10 protein-coding genes and 3 pseudogenes are annotated in these 19320 nt (G+C 44.8%); all 13 read right to left on the reverse strand.

Annotated features, from left to right (window positions below):
* Positions 1–57: 57 nt before the first annotated feature.
* The 13 genes and pseudogenes from DXA13_RS03295 to xseB all read right to left on the reverse strand — a co-directional run bounded on the left by DXA13_RS03295 (position 58) and on the right by xseB (position 19320).
* Positions 58–1182 carry a UvrD-helicase domain-containing protein gene (locus tag DXA13_RS03295; RefSeq protein WP_118241918.1) on the reverse strand — a complete coding sequence of 375 codons (1125 nt, stop codon included), beginning with the start codon at positions 1180–1182 and terminating at the stop codon, positions 58–60.
* Positions 1167–2747 carry an AAA family ATPase gene (locus tag DXA13_RS03300; protein ID WP_118241919.1) on the reverse strand — a complete coding sequence of 527 codons (1581 nt, stop codon included), beginning with the start codon at positions 2745–2747 and terminating at the stop codon, positions 1167–1169. The genes DXA13_RS03295 and DXA13_RS03300 overlap by 16 nt, the downstream gene beginning before the upstream one ends.
* 14 nt (positions 2748–2761) lie before the next feature.
* Positions 2762–7486 carry an N-6 DNA methylase gene (locus tag DXA13_RS03305; protein ID WP_118241920.1) on the reverse strand — a complete coding sequence of 1575 codons (4725 nt, stop codon included), beginning with the start codon at positions 7484–7486 and terminating at the stop codon, positions 2762–2764.
* A complete protein-coding gene (locus tag DXA13_RS03310; protein ID WP_118241921.1) occupies positions 7483–10323 on the reverse strand; it encodes a DEAD/DEAH box helicase in 2841 nt (946 codons plus the stop codon). Before DXA13_RS03310 ends, DXA13_RS03305 begins: the two co-directional genes overlap by 4 nt.
* A gap of 51 nt (positions 10324–10374) precedes the next feature.
* Complete coding sequence (locus DXA13_RS21455; protein ID WP_243008946.1) at positions 10375–10566, reverse strand: helix-turn-helix domain-containing protein; 192 nt, start codon at positions 10564–10566, stop codon at positions 10375–10377.
* Positions 10567–10881: 315 nt separating this feature from the next.
* A complete protein-coding gene (spoIVB, locus tag DXA13_RS03325; protein ID WP_118241923.1) occupies positions 10882–12159 on the reverse strand; it encodes a SpoIVB peptidase in 1278 nt (425 codons plus the stop codon).
* Between the two features lie 130 nt (positions 12160–12289).
* Positions 12290–13948 (reverse strand): DNA repair protein RecN, encoded by a 1659-nt coding sequence (recN, locus tag DXA13_RS03330; RefSeq protein ID WP_118241924.1) that lies wholly within the window; start codon positions 13946–13948, stop codon positions 12290–12292.
* 12 nt (positions 13949–13960) lie between these two features.
* Positions 13961–14410 (reverse strand): arginine repressor, encoded by a 450-nt coding sequence (gene argR, locus DXA13_RS03335; protein ID WP_118241925.1) that lies wholly within the window; start codon positions 14408–14410, stop codon positions 13961–13963.
* Between the two features lie 12 nt (positions 14411–14422).
* Positions 14423–15265, reverse strand: a complete 843-nt coding sequence (locus DXA13_RS03340; RefSeq protein WP_118241926.1) for an NAD(+)/NADH kinase — start codon at positions 15263–15265, stop codon at positions 14423–14425.
* Between the two features lie 13 nt (positions 15266–15278).
* A pseudogene (locus tag DXA13_RS03345) lies at positions 15279–16078 on the reverse strand (TlyA family RNA methyltransferase).
* 19 nt (positions 16079–16097) lie between these two features.
* Positions 16098–17965, reverse strand: a pseudogene (gene dxs, locus DXA13_RS03350) (1-deoxy-D-xylulose-5-phosphate synthase).
* Between the two features lie 241 nt (positions 17966–18206).
* Positions 18207–19093, reverse strand: a pseudogene (locus DXA13_RS03355) (polyprenyl synthetase family protein).
* Positions 19090–19320 carry an exodeoxyribonuclease VII small subunit gene (gene xseB / locus DXA13_RS03360; protein WP_118241927.1) on the reverse strand — a complete coding sequence of 77 codons (231 nt, stop codon included), beginning with the start codon at positions 19318–19320 and terminating at the stop codon, positions 19090–19092. The pseudogene DXA13_RS03355 and the gene xseB overlap by 4 nt, the downstream one beginning before the upstream one ends.

A 19320-nucleotide genomic window follows, 5' to 3' on the forward strand; every position in this document is an offset into this window, starting at 1 on the left:
TTATTCCTTCATCAGGAAGGTGCTTATGTTGAGTGAGCATCTGTATCATGCCAATGATTACTTTATTATATATGCATCTTTAATCTTCTTGAAAGTAGAAGATTTCATGAGATACAAATTGCCTTTACTTCTTGTCATAGCGACATAAAGCTTATTTATTGTTGAGGTGGCTATCCCTTTCGTCGTAAATTCTTCGTCATCCATATTGTCGAACTTATCTGTAAGTATTACGCACACGCTACTAAAGGTATCTCCTTTAGAATATGACCAATTCATAGCGTTAAACTTATAATCTGCTGCTTTCTGAATGACGAGTTTCAGAATATCAGGATTATCAAGTATAGCTTCAGCTGAATCATCACACCAAAGAACTTCACCTTGATTGTTATTAGCGGATTTTATCTGTATGCCCAGCTTTTCTTTCACATAATTGCATACCGAAGTAGCGCATCGTCTTGATTTTCTTAATGTTTCTTCATCAACTTCAAACCCAGATTTTTTTAAGGTGGCAACAAAATCGCTGTAACAAACTTCAACCTTTTTGATTTTAAATGGTTTGCCGGAATTATTTGTTCCAGATACAGAATGCTGATAATAATCTCCAACAAGTAAGACACTGTTTAAATGCTTGGACAGTTCAATTATCAAATCAAAATCATGTTCACGAAAGTCTTGAAACTCATCAATAAAGATTTGGTCGTAGAACAAGTTCAATCTTGCTGCACCTCTTTTCACAAGAGATTCCCTACCTTTCTTCACCTGCATTGCAAGTTCAGATAAGGTAGCACAATAATACTGTTTACTCTTGGTTATGTAGTGCTCAAGTTTATCCTTCGGAGTATATCTTCTGTTTGCGATCATCCCCCCTCCTGAGATCGATATTTGCTTAGGTGGAGGGTCAATGATACAAATGCCATTACTTGCAAAAGAAGAACACTTAAAATGCTCAGCGATACTTGGTTCGTATGGATTTATCAAATGTCGATACATAAAAGAATCGAACGTCATAATAGTTGTCAGTTCTGGCACAGAACCAAAAGCGTCGCACAGTTCATTTCGGATATTGTGGATGTTTTCATTCGTAAATGCGAGCAGCAGGTTTCTTTTCGAGGGATTAATCATATGGCAGATATGATATGTTTTTCCTGAATCCGCAACAGCCAATATTACTCGTTTATCCATTTGACTGCATCCTTAATGTATTGTGGAACTTCAAAAACTTTTCCAGACATAAGCATCTGATATGCAACATCCACCTTATTATTTAACATTTTTCCAGCCACTTTTCCATAGTCATTTCCGTGAAAAAGATAATCTGCTCCTGCCTGAACAGTAATCATTTTGTCGAGTGCCGCTTTATTTATATTGTAAACACAGATTTCCCAAGTCCAATCCTCGATTGTTGCCCCCATAAAGATATGCTGTAATTCATTATTCCTATTGAACTCGTCTGCTTTTGTAATGTTGCCAGTCTTTTTATCATTATCAGTTATTACAGCAATACGTTTGCCTGTGCCTTTGGCAATTGCTAAATATTTTTCGTAGGAAATTCCGTTACACGAAATCACAGATATTCCATCTTCTTCGATGGGATGTCCTATGAGCTGCATATAAAAATAAGGGAGTAGCAAAAATTCAGTAGCTCCTTCAACAAGAAAAACTTTTTTTGAAAGCAGTAATTGCAAAAAAGCATTATCGTCTGCTCTAACAAAGAACTCTGCAACAGCCTTGTCCACACCAGATAAAGATTGCACACCGTCTTCTGTAATCCATAAAACATTGTTTAAGTTCAGTCTGCTGGCAATCATATTGTTATGAGTTGCCACAATTATCTGAGATTCGTCTTGCCTGTCTGATATTTCCTGTAGCATCTTGCGTAGGGTCGTAAAACCAAGATGGTTTTCAGGTTCTTCCATCAGTATAACATCAAGACCATTTGCCCTATCCAACGCAATCTGTGTTTTTATGAGACTTTCCATACCACTGCCTCGGTTTTCAAGAGCAATCGAATTTTCATATACGGATATAACCGTTTCGAGTATCACTTTCTTGCTATCTACTCCAAATTTCCGGGTGTCACTAATTTGTGGTAGCTCTACCAAATCAAAAGCTTCTTCAAGCTTATCTCGAAACTTATTCTTTGCCTTCATCCGTGTCTGCTCATCGTATTTGCTGTCAAAGAGCGTACGATTATAATAGTTGAAGGAAGGCGCAACTGCACTACTAGTCGTGTTTACGGAAATGAATTTTAGTGGACGTTTTACCATTTGATAAGGGCGATTTGCAAAAGTTGTCCATGTCAGTGAATAATACTCATAAGGAATCTTACCATCTGTAATAGATTCTTCTAATCCGGATCCAATTTCCTCATCAAATTTGCATTCAAAACGAATCCCGTATTTTTCACCTTGTTTTTTTTTTGAACCATATACCTCACCGTAAAAGTAATCAGCACCTTTTTTGCTTGGATCTAGCATTAGCTCTATTTCAATTTGAATACGAGGTAAAGTATCAACGTTTGGGTTCATCAAATATTCATTTACCATCTGCATATTGAATAAGTCTCTAAGAACCGACTTGTCAACATTGCGATATTGCTGGTTTAAGACGGTCTTAATAGCATCCAAAATTGTGCTTTTCCCAGCTTCATTCTCTCCAACTAAGATATTCATGTGTTCATTGAAGTCCACATGAAGACTGACAAATTTCTTAAATCCCATAATGTCTAATGTTTTTATATGATTCAAATCTGTCCTTCTCCTTACTTCCCGTATTTTTCTTCAAAAAATTTCCAGGCGGTTTCGTAGTCCTGCTCACGATCACAGCGGTCAAATGGTGCAATATATTCAATGGTGCGCTCTACCGGGCCACCGGGCATGGTGTCATCCGTGATGGTACGGTAAAACTTTCTACCTGCCGGGGCATCCTTGACTTCGTTTTCCCACGTTATTCGGTCAAAACCAACACCTGTCAGACTGCGATTGTTCGTGAATACAATACGTCCGTTGGCATCGTACCACGTGCCTGCTTCATAACTTTGAAGCACTGGAAACTGAATACGATAGATGGTTTTGAGCTGCTCCAGTGTCATACCCAATGCCATTGCAGTTAAAACATCAATTTCGATAAGCGCTTGACGACGCTCATAGTCTGTACGTATAGGTATATTCCAATTCCATTTTGAAGTTAAGGATGAGAATTTTTCTGGTCGAAGTCGAGGCTCATTCTTAGCCCACGCTTCGTTTATTGCGTTTGACTGCCAACACTCTCTCCACAGCTCAGCATATTGAGCGGTTAATGCATTCAGCAATAATCCTCTTAATGTAATAGGGTATGCTTTTTTTAAATCAAACAATGGGAACAATTTAATTGTTCCATATCCAACATGATTCTTACCAATAATTTTCACAAGAAAGTCATACGGTAAACTATTCTCACATGCACATAAACAAGATAGTATCCGAACATCCTGAAGTGCTACACCAAACAATGTGCAAATAAATGTTGATTTAGGCGGTAACAAGCACGCAGTTAATGTTCGTTCAGACATTGTGCCAACAAACTCCCGATTCACAAGAGTATAATTGGCGTTAAACTTATCTCCCCACGGTGTCCCTGGAATTTTAGAGATAAAACTTTCCTTGTCGCAAGCTATGGTGTATTTTGTTCTTGGATAGTAGTATTCGTTCAATTGCGTCAAATCTATTGTATCATAATCGCTATTACTTATATATTTTCGGCGAACTGTTTGAAAGTAAGGATTTCCAAGGCTACAATATGCACCAACAAAAATCGTGTCATTGTTTGATTCTGGAAAGCAAATGTTTTGTGTAAGCACTCCATTTTTTTGCGAATTAGTTTCATCCCACATTTTTGTTGTTTGAATCGCAAGTCCTGATGTGCCAACTGTTTCTGTCTGTTCTGCAAACTTTTCTAAAACTTCCATTTGTGTGGATTCATGTAAAGAAGGTAGCTTTGTTTGACGCCATTCTGTATTACCTTCAAACACAGTAGCAAATGCTTGTAATTCTTTCTTTGTAACATGGATTATTCGCTTGGGATGCCCCTGAACATTCCATTCTCCATTATCATCTTTAATACCCGGAATGGGCGCAAAAATGTCACCTTCGTAACATTGTACGATACTGGAAACATCATACAAATTACAGATGGTGTCGAAAGAAACCATCTGTGGACTACCATACACATTCAAACTGAATTGTGTATGGTGGTCCACTTCGAGAAATAATTTTCGCTCATTCGCAAACATAAAATGTTTGCGAAGTCTTGTGTATAATTTTTCCCGAAGTACACCACCCTTCGGGTCGTCATAGACACCCTCTGGATGAACGAACGCGCTAACACCGCATTTATTATTGAAGTTCCATGCCTGCGGCAAAAAGCACTTAAACAAATTAGTTTGCTGGCCTTTCAAATCCGCGTAGTTTTGTATCGCATCTAAAAACGACAGTTCTCCTGCCAAAGATTCATATTCTGCAAAATATAGATCATAAGTGCTTCGATTCTCCATTGCAGCTTCTCTGTTCTGGGCGGTTTGACTTGCATTCAGTTTTTTTACTGCAAACATCGGATTTTTATCTGCCAACACACTTTGTTCATTCCATTGTATTTTTATCCACGGCGGGTTTCCTATAACCAAATCAAACCCTCCACACTTTTCAAACAAATCCGCAAATTCTAGTTCCCAGTGCATGAACTTGTTCTGCTCGGTAATCCCACGCACCAACGCCAGTCGTGGAAACAACTGACATAGTTGGTCAAGGTTTACTTCAGTATTTTCCCAGATATTCTCTTCCTCATCATCAGAGCCTTCATCAAAGAGCTTCACCTGATGGTAATCATTTGGGCGCTGTGTCTGTATTACACCGACCAAGATTAGGTTCATATCATTCAGAAATTCGCTTCTCGAAGGCAGCATATCCGCCTGTTCAATCGGCCAAAACCACAAAGAGCACCAATAATCCATAGCAAACTTCAAACGGGCATAAGGGCCGGCATTCTGTGCGTGTTCGGATTTATAAATAATATGCAAAAATTTGTCTTTTTCACGGATGCTGGTCATGGAATCCTTACTGGAATCCTGATGTCCATACACTGATAAGGTGCTGTGTGTATTGTCTTCCAGCATCTTTCGATTCCTGATTTGTGCTTTCCACAACGCATTGATAGTTTTTGATAGGGCTAGCAGTGTTTCGGTATCATCCTTGGAATAAGGTGCTATAAACCGTTTGTTCCAGTCCGCCATTTTTTTGATGTTTTCCGGTTCCAGCGATTTAATCACCTTGTCAGTGTAACTGCACATTCCTGGATCACCAAGCAGAAAATGGAAAATTCGCTTGGGCAGCATCTTCTTTGCATTAAGAGGTGCTCGCTCTGGTTCTTTTTCATACCACCGCAACCCTTTGCTCGTTGCCTGTACATCCGCCACCCGATAGCACTGCCGCCTTGCGCCAATCAGAGAGTTACCATTTACAAGCTGTGTTCCAAACCAAGGCACAAAGCCACCCTCATAAATGGTATTCAGCCACAGCGATACCTCTGCAAGTTCCACAGCAACCGGATTCAAGTCAATACCGTACACATTTCGGTCAGCAATATACATCTTGACCTTTTGCAGCTCATTGAAGCGTTTTTCATAGCTGATGATGTCGCCGGTTTCTTTTTCCTTGCGGGAAATATATGCTTCGGCAAGCTGGTTGATCGCTTCATTCAAGAAAGCTGCGCTACCCATAGCAGGTTCACAAATAGTCAGTTTTAGAATATCATCGGCTGTTTTTCCCTCCAGCAATTCTTTCAGGGCATACTTAACCAGGCACTTTGTCAGAACTTCCGGTGTATAATAAGAAGCGGACTTCTCACGCTCACGACCGGCAAGGCGATAGATAAAAGTACCTTTTTCATACATTCGCAGCTTGCCTTTTTTCTCACCGGTTTCATAGCGCACACGCTCGTCCTCGGTGTACTGATCAAGCTCGGCTTCCGTAACAAAGTAGCCAACATCCAGCTCGTTAAAGTTGTCGCCTGCACGCTTTACTTCATACAAGTCGTGCTCGGCAATAAAGCCACGATAGGAAAGCAGGGCTTCATATACAGCGCCCATCTGGTTGATGCCCAAATTGGCATAGGAAATACGCCCACGGCGGTCATTCTTTTTGCCGGTGGACTTTGTTAAGCTCATCAAATCAATGATTCGCAGCATACAGCTGTTGCGCAGCCTTGCCGCAGTAATCATCTCGGTATATTCGGGGTCAAAGATATGTGCCTTCAACGGTGCAATCAGGAACATATCATGCAGGCTGTCGGAACCGGCAGCCCGCCGCAGTTCTTCCTCTGTTTTCGGGTAGCCGTCATAAATCAGCTCATAGAGCTTTGCCAGTGTATCGTGCAGATAGTAACCGTTTCCTACCTCTGCAACATCCTCCCGGATATTGTCTGCAATGTCACGCAGGCTTTCCAGGGAGTAACCGGAGTAATAGGTCTGCGCTTTGATCGGTGCATATCCAAGTTCAGGGCGGGATTCAATAAACAGCACAAACAGCATACGGTACATATACCGCAGGCATTCCAAGGTCAGCTTGCCGGCATCCACCGGGTCAACTTCCAGGTCACGTCCAAGGCGGTGCGCCATATCGTAAAGCACTTCATTGCCGAGCAGTTCAATGCTCTCTCTCAGTGCATATTTCAAATTTTGAGAAACACCGGAAGCGTTTTTATGGCTTTGCTCGTCCAACTCGTCCAATAAGATTTTGCCATCGTCCGGGCAAAGAGAATCTTTGTGAAGCAAAACTGCCATCGCCTGCAAGGTGGTGTTTTCCAAGCGGGAGAAGATTTCTTCCAGTTCAAATTGCAAGTAACGCTTTTCGTTCCACTTGTTACGGTCAATCAGCGCAATCTGGTTCATGCTGATAAATACCAAAAAGCGAGGAGGTTCTGCAGAACCAAACAGAATCTTCGTCGCCAAGTCCTCGTTCGGCATTTCATTCAAAATGCCTTTATACAGTGCTCCGTTCGCATCTTCCTCAACATCAGCCGAGTTAAAAGCATAGCTTTCCATAATGCCGGTATCGGTTTCTTTTGAAGCTGACAGAATAACCCAAAGTAACGGTGCGCCATTGCTCTTAGTCATTTCCAGATAGACCGGTACCGTCAGGGTATCGTTCACTGTTATTACTTCCGGTTTTGCTTCAGGGTAACCCAAGGTAGCCAGGTAGCTATCCGCCAAGGTGCGGATATTGCTTAATGCGTGCAAGTTCATAGAGGAACGAACAAAACGATCATGTGCAGCATAATACTGTCTGGCGTTTTGTCGCAGCAACGACCATGGCGTGTGGAATTCTACCGCCTCTTTGGCCGCAGCGTTCCAACTGCTGATGGTGGAACTTGCGTTTTCTTCAAACACCGTTGCAAAATAATGGTTGGTGTAGTATTCGTTTTTATTGGTGATACCTGTTAAATCAATGCTCATTGCGATACCCCCATCAGAACAGACACGATCCGAATGTATGGATTGTTCTGTATTGTCAAAGTCTCTTTTACCCAATTCATAAACTGGTCGAACAGTTCATCCACACGGCGCTCCTGCTCTTGCAGTTTGCGCTCCTGTTCAAACAGTGTCAGCTGATAATACTCATGGTGCTTCTCTTGCAGGGAAATCAGCTTATCCACTTCTTCATCTAACATAGGGGTCATCTCAACCTGATATTTTTCATAATGCTCGTCCAAGTGCTGCTTGGCATGGGCAACCACATCCGCCAGAAGGCCACTTGCATTCGCAATTTCTGCTTCACCGATGCAGTTGGTGTTCGGAATCTTCTCGTTACTAAGTCCAGCTTTTTGAACGACCTCGTTCATTGTCAGCACTTTTACAAATTTGCCATTCTGGTAAAACAAACCAAACCATTCATCAACCAGAGGGGTCGATTTCAGATTCGGCATACTGCCGGAGACGATATAAATGCTTTCGCCCGCAGCAAGTTTATCGGGTAATCCAATCACAGGCGCTTCACCACGACCAAACAGCAAACCGGCTTTGTCATTTACCCAGGAAAGAACCGGGTGCAGTTTCCAAAGGTATTGCGTGGAAGGCCATGCAGATTCATCCATGTTCTTCTGCATACTGTTACGCATCTGCTCCATGCAGAAAGCTTTATCATTGGATACACGAAGCGTATCCCCATGCGGCAATGCTTCTTCCGGTACAAGAGCTTTCAGACGGCGAAGCATATCCGGAGTCAGTTTAATATCCAAACCAGAAACAGTCTGGAGCTTTTCAACCGGATGGCTCTCAGTCTGGTTCAAAAAGTCAAGCGCCTGGTAGAGATAGTCCACATCAGTGAACAGAGTGTCATCTTCCACAATTGTGGATTCTTTTGTTTCGGCATTTTCTGCTTCACTTGCCGCAGACATCAATGTTTCAAACGGATCAAAGTCAGCTTCGCTGGCATTCAAAGTCTTTTCAAATGCAGCTTCGTCAGAACCGCCCTCGATAGCCTCGGAAACAACAAGCTCTTCGTCCTCTACCGTGAATTTACCAAGGAGCAAAGATGGGTCGCCAATGTTTTTGAGTGCTTGTTCTTCTTTGGTAATCAAGATTTCAATGATACGCATATCACCCTTGATTTTCTTGTTGTCGCTCTCAATCAGCATATAGCGGATATCAGGACGCTTCTGCTGACCATAACGGTCGATACGACCATTTCTCTGCTGGAATACCATCAGGGACCAAGGAATATCGAAGTGAATCAGTCGATGGCTGAGGTAATGAAGATTCAAGCCTTCGGAGGCGACATCAGATGCAACCAGCACACGAACTGGTAACTCGGTACGACCAAAATCTTCGACAATCTTCTGCTGTTCGGCATCACTCATGCTGCCGGAAATTTCCTGAATAGCATTTGCTTTCACACCAAGATCCGCACGAAGTTTTTCGGCCAGATACTTCATGGTTTCAATACGCTCTGTGAAAATGACAACACGGTCTCCGGTGTCATTCGGGTTCCAGGCGTAATCTTTGCTGCGGAGAAGTGTCAGCAACTTCTGATAACGGGTAAAGCTCTCCGGTGTGATTTTTTCAAGTGCAGCTTTCAGTTCTTCCAACAGACGAATGTCTTTGATATCGTCTACATTATATTTTTTATAGAGTTTTTTCAATCTGGCATCAATGCTCTTGATGCAGGCAGCTGGGCTGGAAAATAGAGATTTCTCCAAACTGGTCTTGAACAACTGACCGGTTCCCCTGGTCTTACCTAAATCCATTTCAAGCTGCATTTCCGCAAATATATCAAACACATATTCTTCTTGTGCTGAAGCGTTGCAGCGCTCCAGGGTAATCTTTCTTTCCAAGAACGAACCGCTTACCTGGTCTTTTACATCTTTCTTGAAACGACGGATACAAAGTCCCTTAATATGTTCCGGTGTGTAATTTTCCGGATCAGCAATCGCAGTTGGGTCAAGCATATTCATCAAAGAAGCGAAGCTCTTAGCCCGTCCATCGTGCGGTGTAGCCGAAAGCATAATCATCGTGTCGCTTCGGTCAGCCAACAGCTTTGCCAAACGGGAACGCTGCGCCTGACGGTCGCCACGCTCGGCAACATTCTGTGCTTCATCAATGACGATAATATCCCAATAGGCATTTTCCAGGTGGGTGCGATATTCAACATCTCGCTTCAATGTATCAATCGAAACAATGGTTTTATCATAATAAAAAAACGGATTGTAATTGGTCGGCAGACTGGCACGAATCTTTTGGATTCTGTTTGAATCAAGACGCACTAAAGGAATGGTGAAACGGTTCCACATTTCTTTTTGGAACTGCGTCATCATACTTTTTACGGTAACAACAAGAATTCGTTTCCCTTTTCCACGGGCAATCAGCTCGGACATCAAGATGCCCGCTTCCAAAGTTTTACCAAGACCAACGGTATCGGCAACCAAAATGCGCTGGCGAGGACGCTGCAAAGAAAGTTTTGCCGGGTCAAGCTGGTAAGGCATCAAGTCCATTGCGGCCTGATGACCGATATGTAAATTAGCATCTGTCGGTATCTTCTGACGCCATTGACTCTCCAAATACAGCAGAGTTCTTTTATAAAACGGCGAATTGTCCGGAATTAGCTTAACTTCGGCAGGGTTCACGATTTGAATTTGCTCCAAATCTGTCAGAAAGATCGCTTCTTTATCCTTCACAAGCGGAGAAATGCCAATGCAGTATAAAGCCTTGTTGCCAAGACTATTTGTTTCAATTTTTTTGACCATCCATTCTTCGTCACGAATGATGGTTCTCATTCCGGGAGCAAAATCAACCATAACGCTGTCTCCTTGTCTTTTGTTCTCTCAGCAAATATGAATCAAATACAATCAGACATCTGATTTACGATATTTGCCACTCTTTACTCTTGCGTCAGCTGGTTTTTCTGCATCAGCTGGAATAATCCAAGAATAGCCTATCTTCTGTGCTCCGGGGATTCTGCCCGTCGTACACAAGGTTTGAATTCTCCGCACAGAGATTTCCCATTTTTCGGATGTTTGCTTGATAGATAAGTATTCCATAATCCACCTCATTGCGGCTTTTTCGCCGTTCTTCGTGCACAATATGTCAAAGGTATTATACTCCAAACTACGAATAAAATCAACCAACGATATTGGTTCTTTTCAAGATTGCGAATTTTCTTGTCGCATCCCGCTAGTCCGTCCGGGCGCAACCGCCGGCACCCTTCGGACACCATCGGTTGCGCGGCTTCCCCCCCAGGGGGCCTTCTCTTGGCCTTCGGCCAATTCACCTTGTCGCCGCATAGGCCACTCACAAAAAGGAGGTTCACGCAAGCAAGCTTGCATCACCTCCTTTTCACTATGTCCTGCCCATCCTCAATGCTCCAGCATGTTTTCAATAAATATCCCGTAGCCTTTGGTTGAGTCCTGTATGAACACATGGGTCACCGCCCCAACCAGCTTCCCATCCTGGATGATTGGCGATCCTGACATTCCCTGGACGATTCCGCCGGTCAGATCGATCAGCGACTGATCGGTCACTTTGATTACCATTCCCTTGCTTTTATGTGTACTGCTGTAATCCACTTTCTGTATCTCGATCTCATAGTCTTTCAGCTCTCCTGATACGCTGCTGCGGATCACTGCTTTCCCTTTGTGGACGTCCTGGCGGTAGCCGATTTCGATCGCCTCTCCTGTCAGACCTTTTGTAAACCGCTGATTCACCGTGCCAAAAATCCCTTCATCCGTGTTGGATTCGATATCCCCCAGTAGTGATCCCGGTCCATAATAGATAACGCCTGACATCACTCCCGGATTTCCCACGCTTCCCTTGTTGATTCCCAGTATTTCCGTATCATACAGGTTCCCCTTAGCGATCTCTACAACATTTCCCGTATCGCTGTCGCTGATCCCATGGCCCAGCGCCCCGAAGTGGCCGTTTAAGTCCACATATGTCATCGTGCCGATTCCCTGGGTATCGTCCCTTACCCAGGCTCCCAGCTTATAATCTCCTTCTTCCGTACAGACAGGATTGACTTTTACATCGATTTCTTCCCCTTCCCGCCGTACCGTCAGAACCGCGTCCTGTTCCTTATTCTGGTTGACCTGCTGGATCAAAGCTTCCTTGTTATCCAGCGGCTGTCCGTTAAACGCTTCAATATAATCGCCGGAGCGAAGGATTCCGGCGGCCGGTTCCGCTGCTTCCCCGCCTTTTTTTATCACCTCCCCGGTACCGATCACCATCACACCCTTGGATTTCAGATAGATTCCTACGGGAAGGCCGCAGGGAACGGCATACCGCTCATCCACCACATCCACCTGAATATCCTTGAATTTAATCAGGCCGAACAGTTTCATTCCCAGTTTATAGCTACCCTGATTCTTCCCGCAAATGGAAAATGAATCCCCTGATGTAATATGAATTTCATTTGCCGGTATATTGGAACCATTTCCCAGAACCACTTCTTCGCTTTCGCTGTGGATTGTCGTATCAAATAAGGCTGGAAAATGAAAGATTTCTTCTTCATTCTCTACAATACTCAGCCTGTCCGGCACCATTCTCCCCGCATAATACCATGTAAACCCGATACAAAATATAAGGCTTGCCCAAAATAGAATGACTATCCTTTTATGAAATTTTTCTCTTCCCGTCACATCACATACCTCCTCTTCACCTGAATTCCAGCATTTTTCGCCATTTTTTCGTAAAGGAAAAGGAGCACTTTTATGCTCCTCTTCTAGTATGTGATATTTGAAAAAAATCAATCTGTTATTTTTTAGCTGATTACTTTCCTTCTGTAGCCATTTTTTTCATTTCACGGGCATTTTTCAGAACAGCCTCCGTTATTTCGGCGCCTCCCAGAAGCCTGGCCAGCTCCCTGACCATATCTTCTTCCGAAAGTTTTCTGATTTCCGTAGCAGTCCGTCCATCTTTTGCCTCTTTTGCAATTTCGAAATGGCTGTCCGCCATGGCGGCAATCTGCGGCAGATGCGTGATGCACAATACCTGATGCGTTTTTGCAATATAATGAAGCTTTTCTGAAACCTTCTGCGCCGTGCGTCCGCTGATACCGCTGTCTATTTCATCGAAAATCAGCGTTGGAATATCGTCGGAATCCGCCAGCACCGTTTTCATCGCAAGCATAATTCTGGACAGCTCGCCGCCGGAAGCAACCGTGCCAAGCGGCCGGATCGGTTCTCCTGGATTAGTCGATATCATAAATTCCACCTCGTCGAAGCCATCGGCCGTATAGTGGTCCAGATGTGTAAATGCAACTGCGAACTCGACGCCGATAAAATTCAGGTCATCCAGGCCTTTTTTTACTTTTTCAGTCAGCCCTTCCGAAGCTTTCTTACGGATTACAGATAATTGTCCGCATAAATTCTCTAATTCATTCTCCGTATCTGATAATTCTTTTTCCGTTTTTTTCTTTAAAATGTCAAAATTCTCCAGTTCTTCCAGCCGCGTCCGCTTCCTATCCAGACTTTCTGTAATCTCTGTCACGCTGTTGCCGTACTTGGCCTGAATGTTGTGAATCAAATCCAGCCGTTCTTCCGTCTTGGCGAATTCTTCTTCATCAAAGGTCAAGTCTTCCATATAGGAGGATATTCCATGGGTTACATCATTTAAAATAGATTCCGCATCAAACAGCTGATCTCTAATGTTTTTTAAATCTTCTTCATATTCAGCTGCTTCTCCTATGCCTTTTAACGCGGAGCTGATGTCAGCCCGGCTGACAGCTTCATAAGCTTCCGAAAGCGCTTCTATGATCTTTCTGCCGTTCATGAAGCGGCGGTATTCCTTCGTTAATGCTTCTTCTTCTCCCTCTTTCAGGGCGGCATTTTCAATTTCATCAATTTCAAAGCGCAGAAAATCCGCCTCTCTGAGTCTCGTTTCCTCATCTGTCGAATAGGAGGAAATTTTTTTCTTCAGAGCGGAAAACTCCCTGTAAGCTTCTCTTATTTTTAATTTTAACGGCTGGGTCCTGTTTTTCAGATAATCGTCCAGAATTTCCAGATGCTTTGATTTATAAAGAAGGGACTGATGCTCATGCTGTCCGTGAATATCCAGAAGAAGACTCGTGATTTCCTTCAGCCTTCCTGACGTCACCGTCTCGTCATTGATTTTGCTCATACTGCGGGACTGCATGATTTTTCTTGAAATGATCAATATTCCATCCTCAGGCAGATGGATTTCCTTTTTCTCCAGAGCCTTGCGCTTTTCCGGCTCTGTTACAGAAAAAATAAGCTCCACATAGGCATAATCCTCCCCTTTGCGGATAATATCTCTTGATGCTTTTGCCCCCAGGGCCAGGTTTACAGAGCCCAGAATAATTGACTTTCCGGCGCCTGTTTCACCCGTAAGTATATTCAGGCCGTCTTCAAATTCCACATCGGCCTTTTCGATCAAAGCCAGATTCCTTACATGAAGTTCCAGCAGCATACTTTCACCCCTTTAACCTACAATCAGTTTTTTCAGTTTATCCATAACAATAATCGTATCATCAACACTCCTAACTGCACACATAATCGTATTATCTCCGGCCACACAGCCCACAATCTCATGGAGATGGAGTTCGTCCAAAGCAGCGGCAACCGCCATGGCCATACCTGATACCGTCTTAATTACAAGAATGTTCTGAGCCATATCCATACTCATAAATCCATCCTTTAAAATTCTGATATACTTGTCGTTAAAATTCTCCTGGCTCTGGAGAACAACATACCTCTGTTTTCCATTCTCCGTCGGCACCTTGCTCAGGCGCAGCTCCCTGATATCCCTGGAAACAGTTGCCTGGGTCACATTATAACCTTCCTTGTTCAGATACTCTGCCAGCTCTTCCTGTGTGCCTACCTCGTATTTTCCGATCAATTCCACAATTTTGCTGTGCCGCTCCAGTTTCATTCTTCTCCTCCTCTAAATACCGGTCATTTTATTTCTTATATTTTCTAAAAAGGAAACCCGGTCCAGCTTAATCAGCCTTGTGACACAGTCTGCCTTTTCAATTATTATCCTGTTGCCGTCTTCCAGCTGCCTTACCATGTCTCCGTCAAAGGCGACGCACTGTTCTGTTCCCATAATATCGATCTGAAGCTGCGCCTGTGCCGGGAAAACGATACTCCGCGTATTCAGCGCATGAGAACAGATCGGCGTCATGACCATCATTTGCGAATGAGGCACCACAATCGGTCCTCCGGCCGAAAGATTATACGCCGTAGAACCGGTAGGCGTGGCAATGATAATCCCGTCAGCCGTGTATTCATTAAGAAATTCACCGTTTACGGAAATACGGAAATGCAGCACCCGGGGCGTCCCTGTCCTAGTCAGGAGAATTTCATTCAGTGCGATATCTTCAAACTGGATCTCTTCCCCCTGAATAATCTGTCCCTCCAGCATCATACGCTCTTCAATCTGATAGTTATCTGACAGAAGGGCATCCAGCATATTCCCGATATCCTCTTCTCTACTCACCTGGGTCAGATAACCCAGATGTCCTCTGTTTATCCCAATAAATGGTATCTCAAGGGCGGCCAGATCTCTTGCTGCCTGAATCAGAGTTCCGTCACCGCCGATGGTAATGACACATTCCACCTCCAGCGGTACGTCCGAGACTTCTGTATATCTGCCGGATGCCTTGCGCCTTTTTTCCATTTTTACAACGCAGGATGCTCCCCGGACTTCCAGGTGCTCCTGCACATGCCTTGCCGTCTCTCTCGCATATGGCTTGTCCTGGTTCACGATTACGTAAAAATATTTCATTCCGGACCTCTCTTTACAGACTCCTGTGCGCCTCTTCCACCGTTTCTCTTGCATTTACCGGAAATTCCGGATAATTTCCCTCTTTATGGTTCTGCAGATACAGCAGATATTCAATGTTTCCCTCCGGCCCCTTGATCGGTGAAAATTCCAGATTCAGAATTTCAAAGCCAATGCTCACCGCAAACCGGATAACCATTTCAATGACTTCCAGGTGAACCGCCTTATCCCTTACGACACCCTTTTTTCCAACCTTTTCCCGGCCGGCTTCAAACTGGGGCTTAATCAAGCACACGATCTGCCCATCCTCTTTTAAAAGCGCCTTTACCGGTCCCAGAACCTTAGTCAGTGATATGAAAGATACGTCGATAGAAGCAAAATCGAGTGCGTCATCAATATCGGCAGGCGTTACATAGCGGATGTTGGTCTTTTCCATGCACACTACCCGCTCGTCATTTCTCAGCTTCCAGTCCAGCTGACCGTGGCCTACATCTACAGAGTACACCTTTACCGCTCCATTTTGAAGCATGCAGTCGGTAAATCCGCCTGTAGACGCGCTACATCCATGCAGATTTTTCCTTCCAGCCTGACCCCGAAATGGTTGACTGCCTTTTCCAGTTTCAGACCTCCGCGGCTCACATAAGGGAGCGTATGGCCGCGTACTTCAATCTGCACAGAATCCTCAAACGACGTTCCGGCTTTGTCCTCCTTTTGTCCATCCACATATACGATACCGGACATGATAACTGCCTTCGCCTTTTCTCTGGATTCCGCCAGATTCCGTTTTACCAAAAGTACATCTAGACGTTCTTTCATTAACTTTTCCTCTTATATTCTACACTTCATTCAGAAAAATGTGTTTCATCTTTTTCACAATGGAATCGCTGTCAATTCCAAGAGCCTCTCTGAGCTTTGACACGTTTCCATGCTCCACATAAGCATCCGGAAGGGCGATATTCAACACTTTCATATCCGGATATTTTTTGTGGATATAAGCTGTAACCTGTAGTCCATAGCCGCCCTGAAGGACATTCTCCTCCAGAGTAATCAGCTTCCCATGGTTCTTTGCCAGACGGTCAATCAGTTCCGTATCGATCGGTTTGACAAACCGGCCGTTTGCCAGGCTGCACGGATGGCCGTCTGCCTTCCATTTCTCCCGGATATGCTCTGCCGTGCTCGCCATGCTTCCTACGGCCAGAAGAGCGTATTCCGATTCTTCATAAATCATCTCTCCCTTTCCATATTCCACAGGAGCGTCAAATTCTTTCAGCCCTCGGTACGCCTCTCCTCTCGGATAGCGGATTGCAAAAGGACCGTCGTAATTTACGGCAAATTCCAGCATTTCACGGAGTTCCCACAGGTTTTTTGGTGCGCATACGCTCATGTTGGGGATCGATGTAAGGATCGAGTAATCGAAAATCCCCTGATGGGTCTCCCCGTCGCTCCCTACCAGACCTGCCCTGTCCACGCAGAACAACACCGGCAGATTCTGAATACACACGTCATGGATCAACTGGTCATATCCTCTCTGCAGGAAGGAAGAGTAAATCGCAACCACCGGCTTCAGACCGGCGGCAGCCATTCCGGCAGCGCTGGTAATCGCATGTTCCTCTGCAATTCCCACATCGAAGAAACGGTCCGGAAATTTTTTTGCAAACCGTTTCAGCCCTGTGCCGTCCGGCATAGCAGCCGTAACGGCCACAATCCGCTTATTTTCTTCCGCCAGCTGACAGATTTTTTTTGAGAAGACGTCCGTATAGTCGGGATATATCTTCTCTGTTTTGGATTTGCCCGTAGTGACATCAAAGGGCGAAATTCCATGAAATCTGGAAGGATTGCTTTCCGCCGGCGCATATCCCTTGCCTTTTTTTGTCCTCACATGGATAATTACGGCATGGTTCACCTTTTTTGCCTCTTTGAAGACCTTGCAGAGTGCCCGGATATCATGGCCGTCCACCGGCCCCAGATACGTGATTCCCATGTTTTCAAACAGCATGCCTGGAATAATCAGCTGCTTGATCCCATTTTTCGTCCTGCTTATCTTGTCAATCAGAGGGCGTCCCAGGACGGGCAGCTTCTCCAGAGCGTCGTTGACGCAGCGTTTTAAGTCATTGTATCCTGTATCCGTACGGATTCCATTGAGATATCTGGACATTCCTCCTACGTTTTTCGAAATGGACATGTTGTTGTCATTCAGCACAATAATAAAATTTTTCTTCATCCTGGCCGCATTATTCAGGGCTTCGTATGCCATCCCTCCGGTCAGGGCGCCGTCTCCGATCACGGAGATAATAAACTGGTCCTCTCCCAGAATGTCTCGCCCCTGGGCCATGCCCAGACCTGCTGAGATGGATGTGGAACTGTGTCCCGTATCAAACGCATCGTATGGGCTTTCCTTCCTCTTTGGAAAACCGGAGATTCCGCCGTACTGGCGCAGTTCATCAAACAGCTCTTTTCTTCCGCTCAGGATCTTATGAGTATACGCCTGATGGCCCACATCCCAGATAATCTTATCCTTGGCAGATGAAAACTCAGGAACATGGCGATCGTCAGTTCCACAACTCCCAGATTGGAAGCCAGATGGCCGCCGGTTTTGCTTATTTTATCAATTAAGAAGTCTCTTATCTCCTGAGCCAGGGTCTCCAGCTCCTCCGGACTTAATTTTCTGATATCGTCCGGATTCTGCAGTTTTTCCAGTATCATGCTACATCGCTTCCTAACTGCATCAAACTGATGCAAAATTTTACTGTGAAAGTCCCGGACGGCGGCCATAGGGACGGAGCATGCTCGCATGCGCAGACCTATGGATATCGGGCGGGCAAGCCGGTATGAGTAAGCAGGGCGATGGCCCGGATTACGAATACCGGCGGCGATTGCGGGAGCGCAAGGCGCGGAGCAATCGGCTTTCATGACTGGTGATGTCTGCGTCAGCAGACATTTCTGTTTACTTTTCCCTCGTAATCAGCATTTCGATTAGTGCTTCCAGGAATTCGTTGGTCTTTCCAAGGGAATGGAGCTCTTCTACTGCTTTGGCAGAAATTTCGGCAACGTCATGCTTTGCCTTCTCCAGCCCTTCCAATGTGACATATGTGGTCTTGTTGTTCTTCTCATCGCTTAATACCGGCTTGCCCAGCGTCTTGGCATCACTGGTCACATCCAGAATATCATCCTGAATCTGAAATGCGAGTCCGACGAGGGAGGCTACCGTCTCGATTGTCCCGACCTCTTTGTCGGAACCTCCCGCCAGGACGGCGCCGATCATCATGGATGCTTCCAGCAGCGCTCCCGTCTTCAGGCGGTAAATAAAGTCCAGCTTCTCTCTCGGGATAGCTTATTCGTAAGCTCCACATCCACGGTCTGTCCTCCGATCATACCAAAGATTCCCGTCTTTTCAGCCAGAAGTCCCATGCTTCTTCCAACTGCCGCCTTGTCCTCAGTCATGGCCAAAGCCTTTGCAGCCGTCTCAAACGCATAGATCATCAGGCCGTCACCGGCCAGTACCGCCATGTCATATCCATATTTTACCCAGGTCGTAGGGACGCCTCTTCTCAGTGTATCGTTGTCCATACAGGGAAGATCGTCATGAATCAGAGAAGAGGTGTGTATCATTTCGATCGCAGCCATAAAAGGCTCGATCTCCTTACCATTTCCTCCGAAGAGGCGGTACGTTTCCCTCATAAGCAGCGGGCGGAGCCTTTTTCCTCCCGCACGGACGCTGTAGTTCATGGCTTCCAGAACCGTCTTCTGATGGCCTTCTTCTCCAGGAAGATATTTCTCCACCACAGCCTCCGTCTCTTCTGTATAACGTTTCAGCTGTTCCTTTGTATTCATGATTCCAACTCCTCCTCGCTCAGTAAAATGATCTGTTTTTCTACCTGATCGATCTTCTCATGACAGGATTTCACCATTTTGACCCCTGCCTCGTAATATTTAAAAGACTCCTCAAGGGAACAGTCGCCTTCCTCCATTTTCTCAAGGAGCTCCTCCAGTTCCGCAAAAGTCTGCTCGATTGTCTTTTCTTCTTCCTGCGCCTTAATTTCTTCCTTTTTTCTCGCCAT

This window comes from Clostridium sp. AM58-1XD (genome assembly GCF_003464085.1).
Taxonomy (GTDB): Bacteria; Bacillota; Clostridia; order Lachnospirales; family Lachnospiraceae; genus Lachnoclostridium_A.

Bases quoted from the DNA above. Each gene is read 5' to 3' on its own strand.
- DXA13_RS03340 (WP_118241926.1), bottom strand. From the start codon at position 15,265: ATGAAATATTTTTACGTAATCGTGAACCAGGACAAGCCATATGCGAGA.
- DXA13_RS21455 (WP_243008946.1), bottom strand. From the start codon at position 10,566: ATGGAATACTTATCTATCAAGCAAACATCCGAAAAATGGGAAATCTCT.
- xseB (WP_118241927.1), bottom strand. From the start codon at position 19,320: ATGGCGAGAAAAAAGGAAGAAATTAAGGCGCAGGAAGAAGAAAAGACA.
- DXA13_RS03305 (WP_118241920.1), bottom strand. From the start codon at position 7,486: ATGAGCATTGATTTAACAGGTATCACCAATAAAAACGAATACTACACC.
- recN (WP_118241924.1), bottom strand. From the start codon at position 13,948: ATGCTGCTGGAACTTCATGTAAGGAATCTGGCTTTGATCGAAAAGGCC.
- argR (WP_118241925.1), bottom strand. From the start codon at position 14,410: ATGAAACTGGAGCGGCACAGCAAAATTGTGGAATTGATCGGAAAATAC.
- DXA13_RS03310 (WP_118241921.1), bottom strand. From the start codon at position 10,323: ATGGTTGATTTTGCTCCCGGAATGAGAACCATCATTCGTGACGAAGAA.
- DXA13_RS03295 (WP_118241918.1), bottom strand. From the start codon at position 1,182: ATGGATAAACGAGTAATATTGGCTGTTGCGGATTCAGGAAAAACATAT.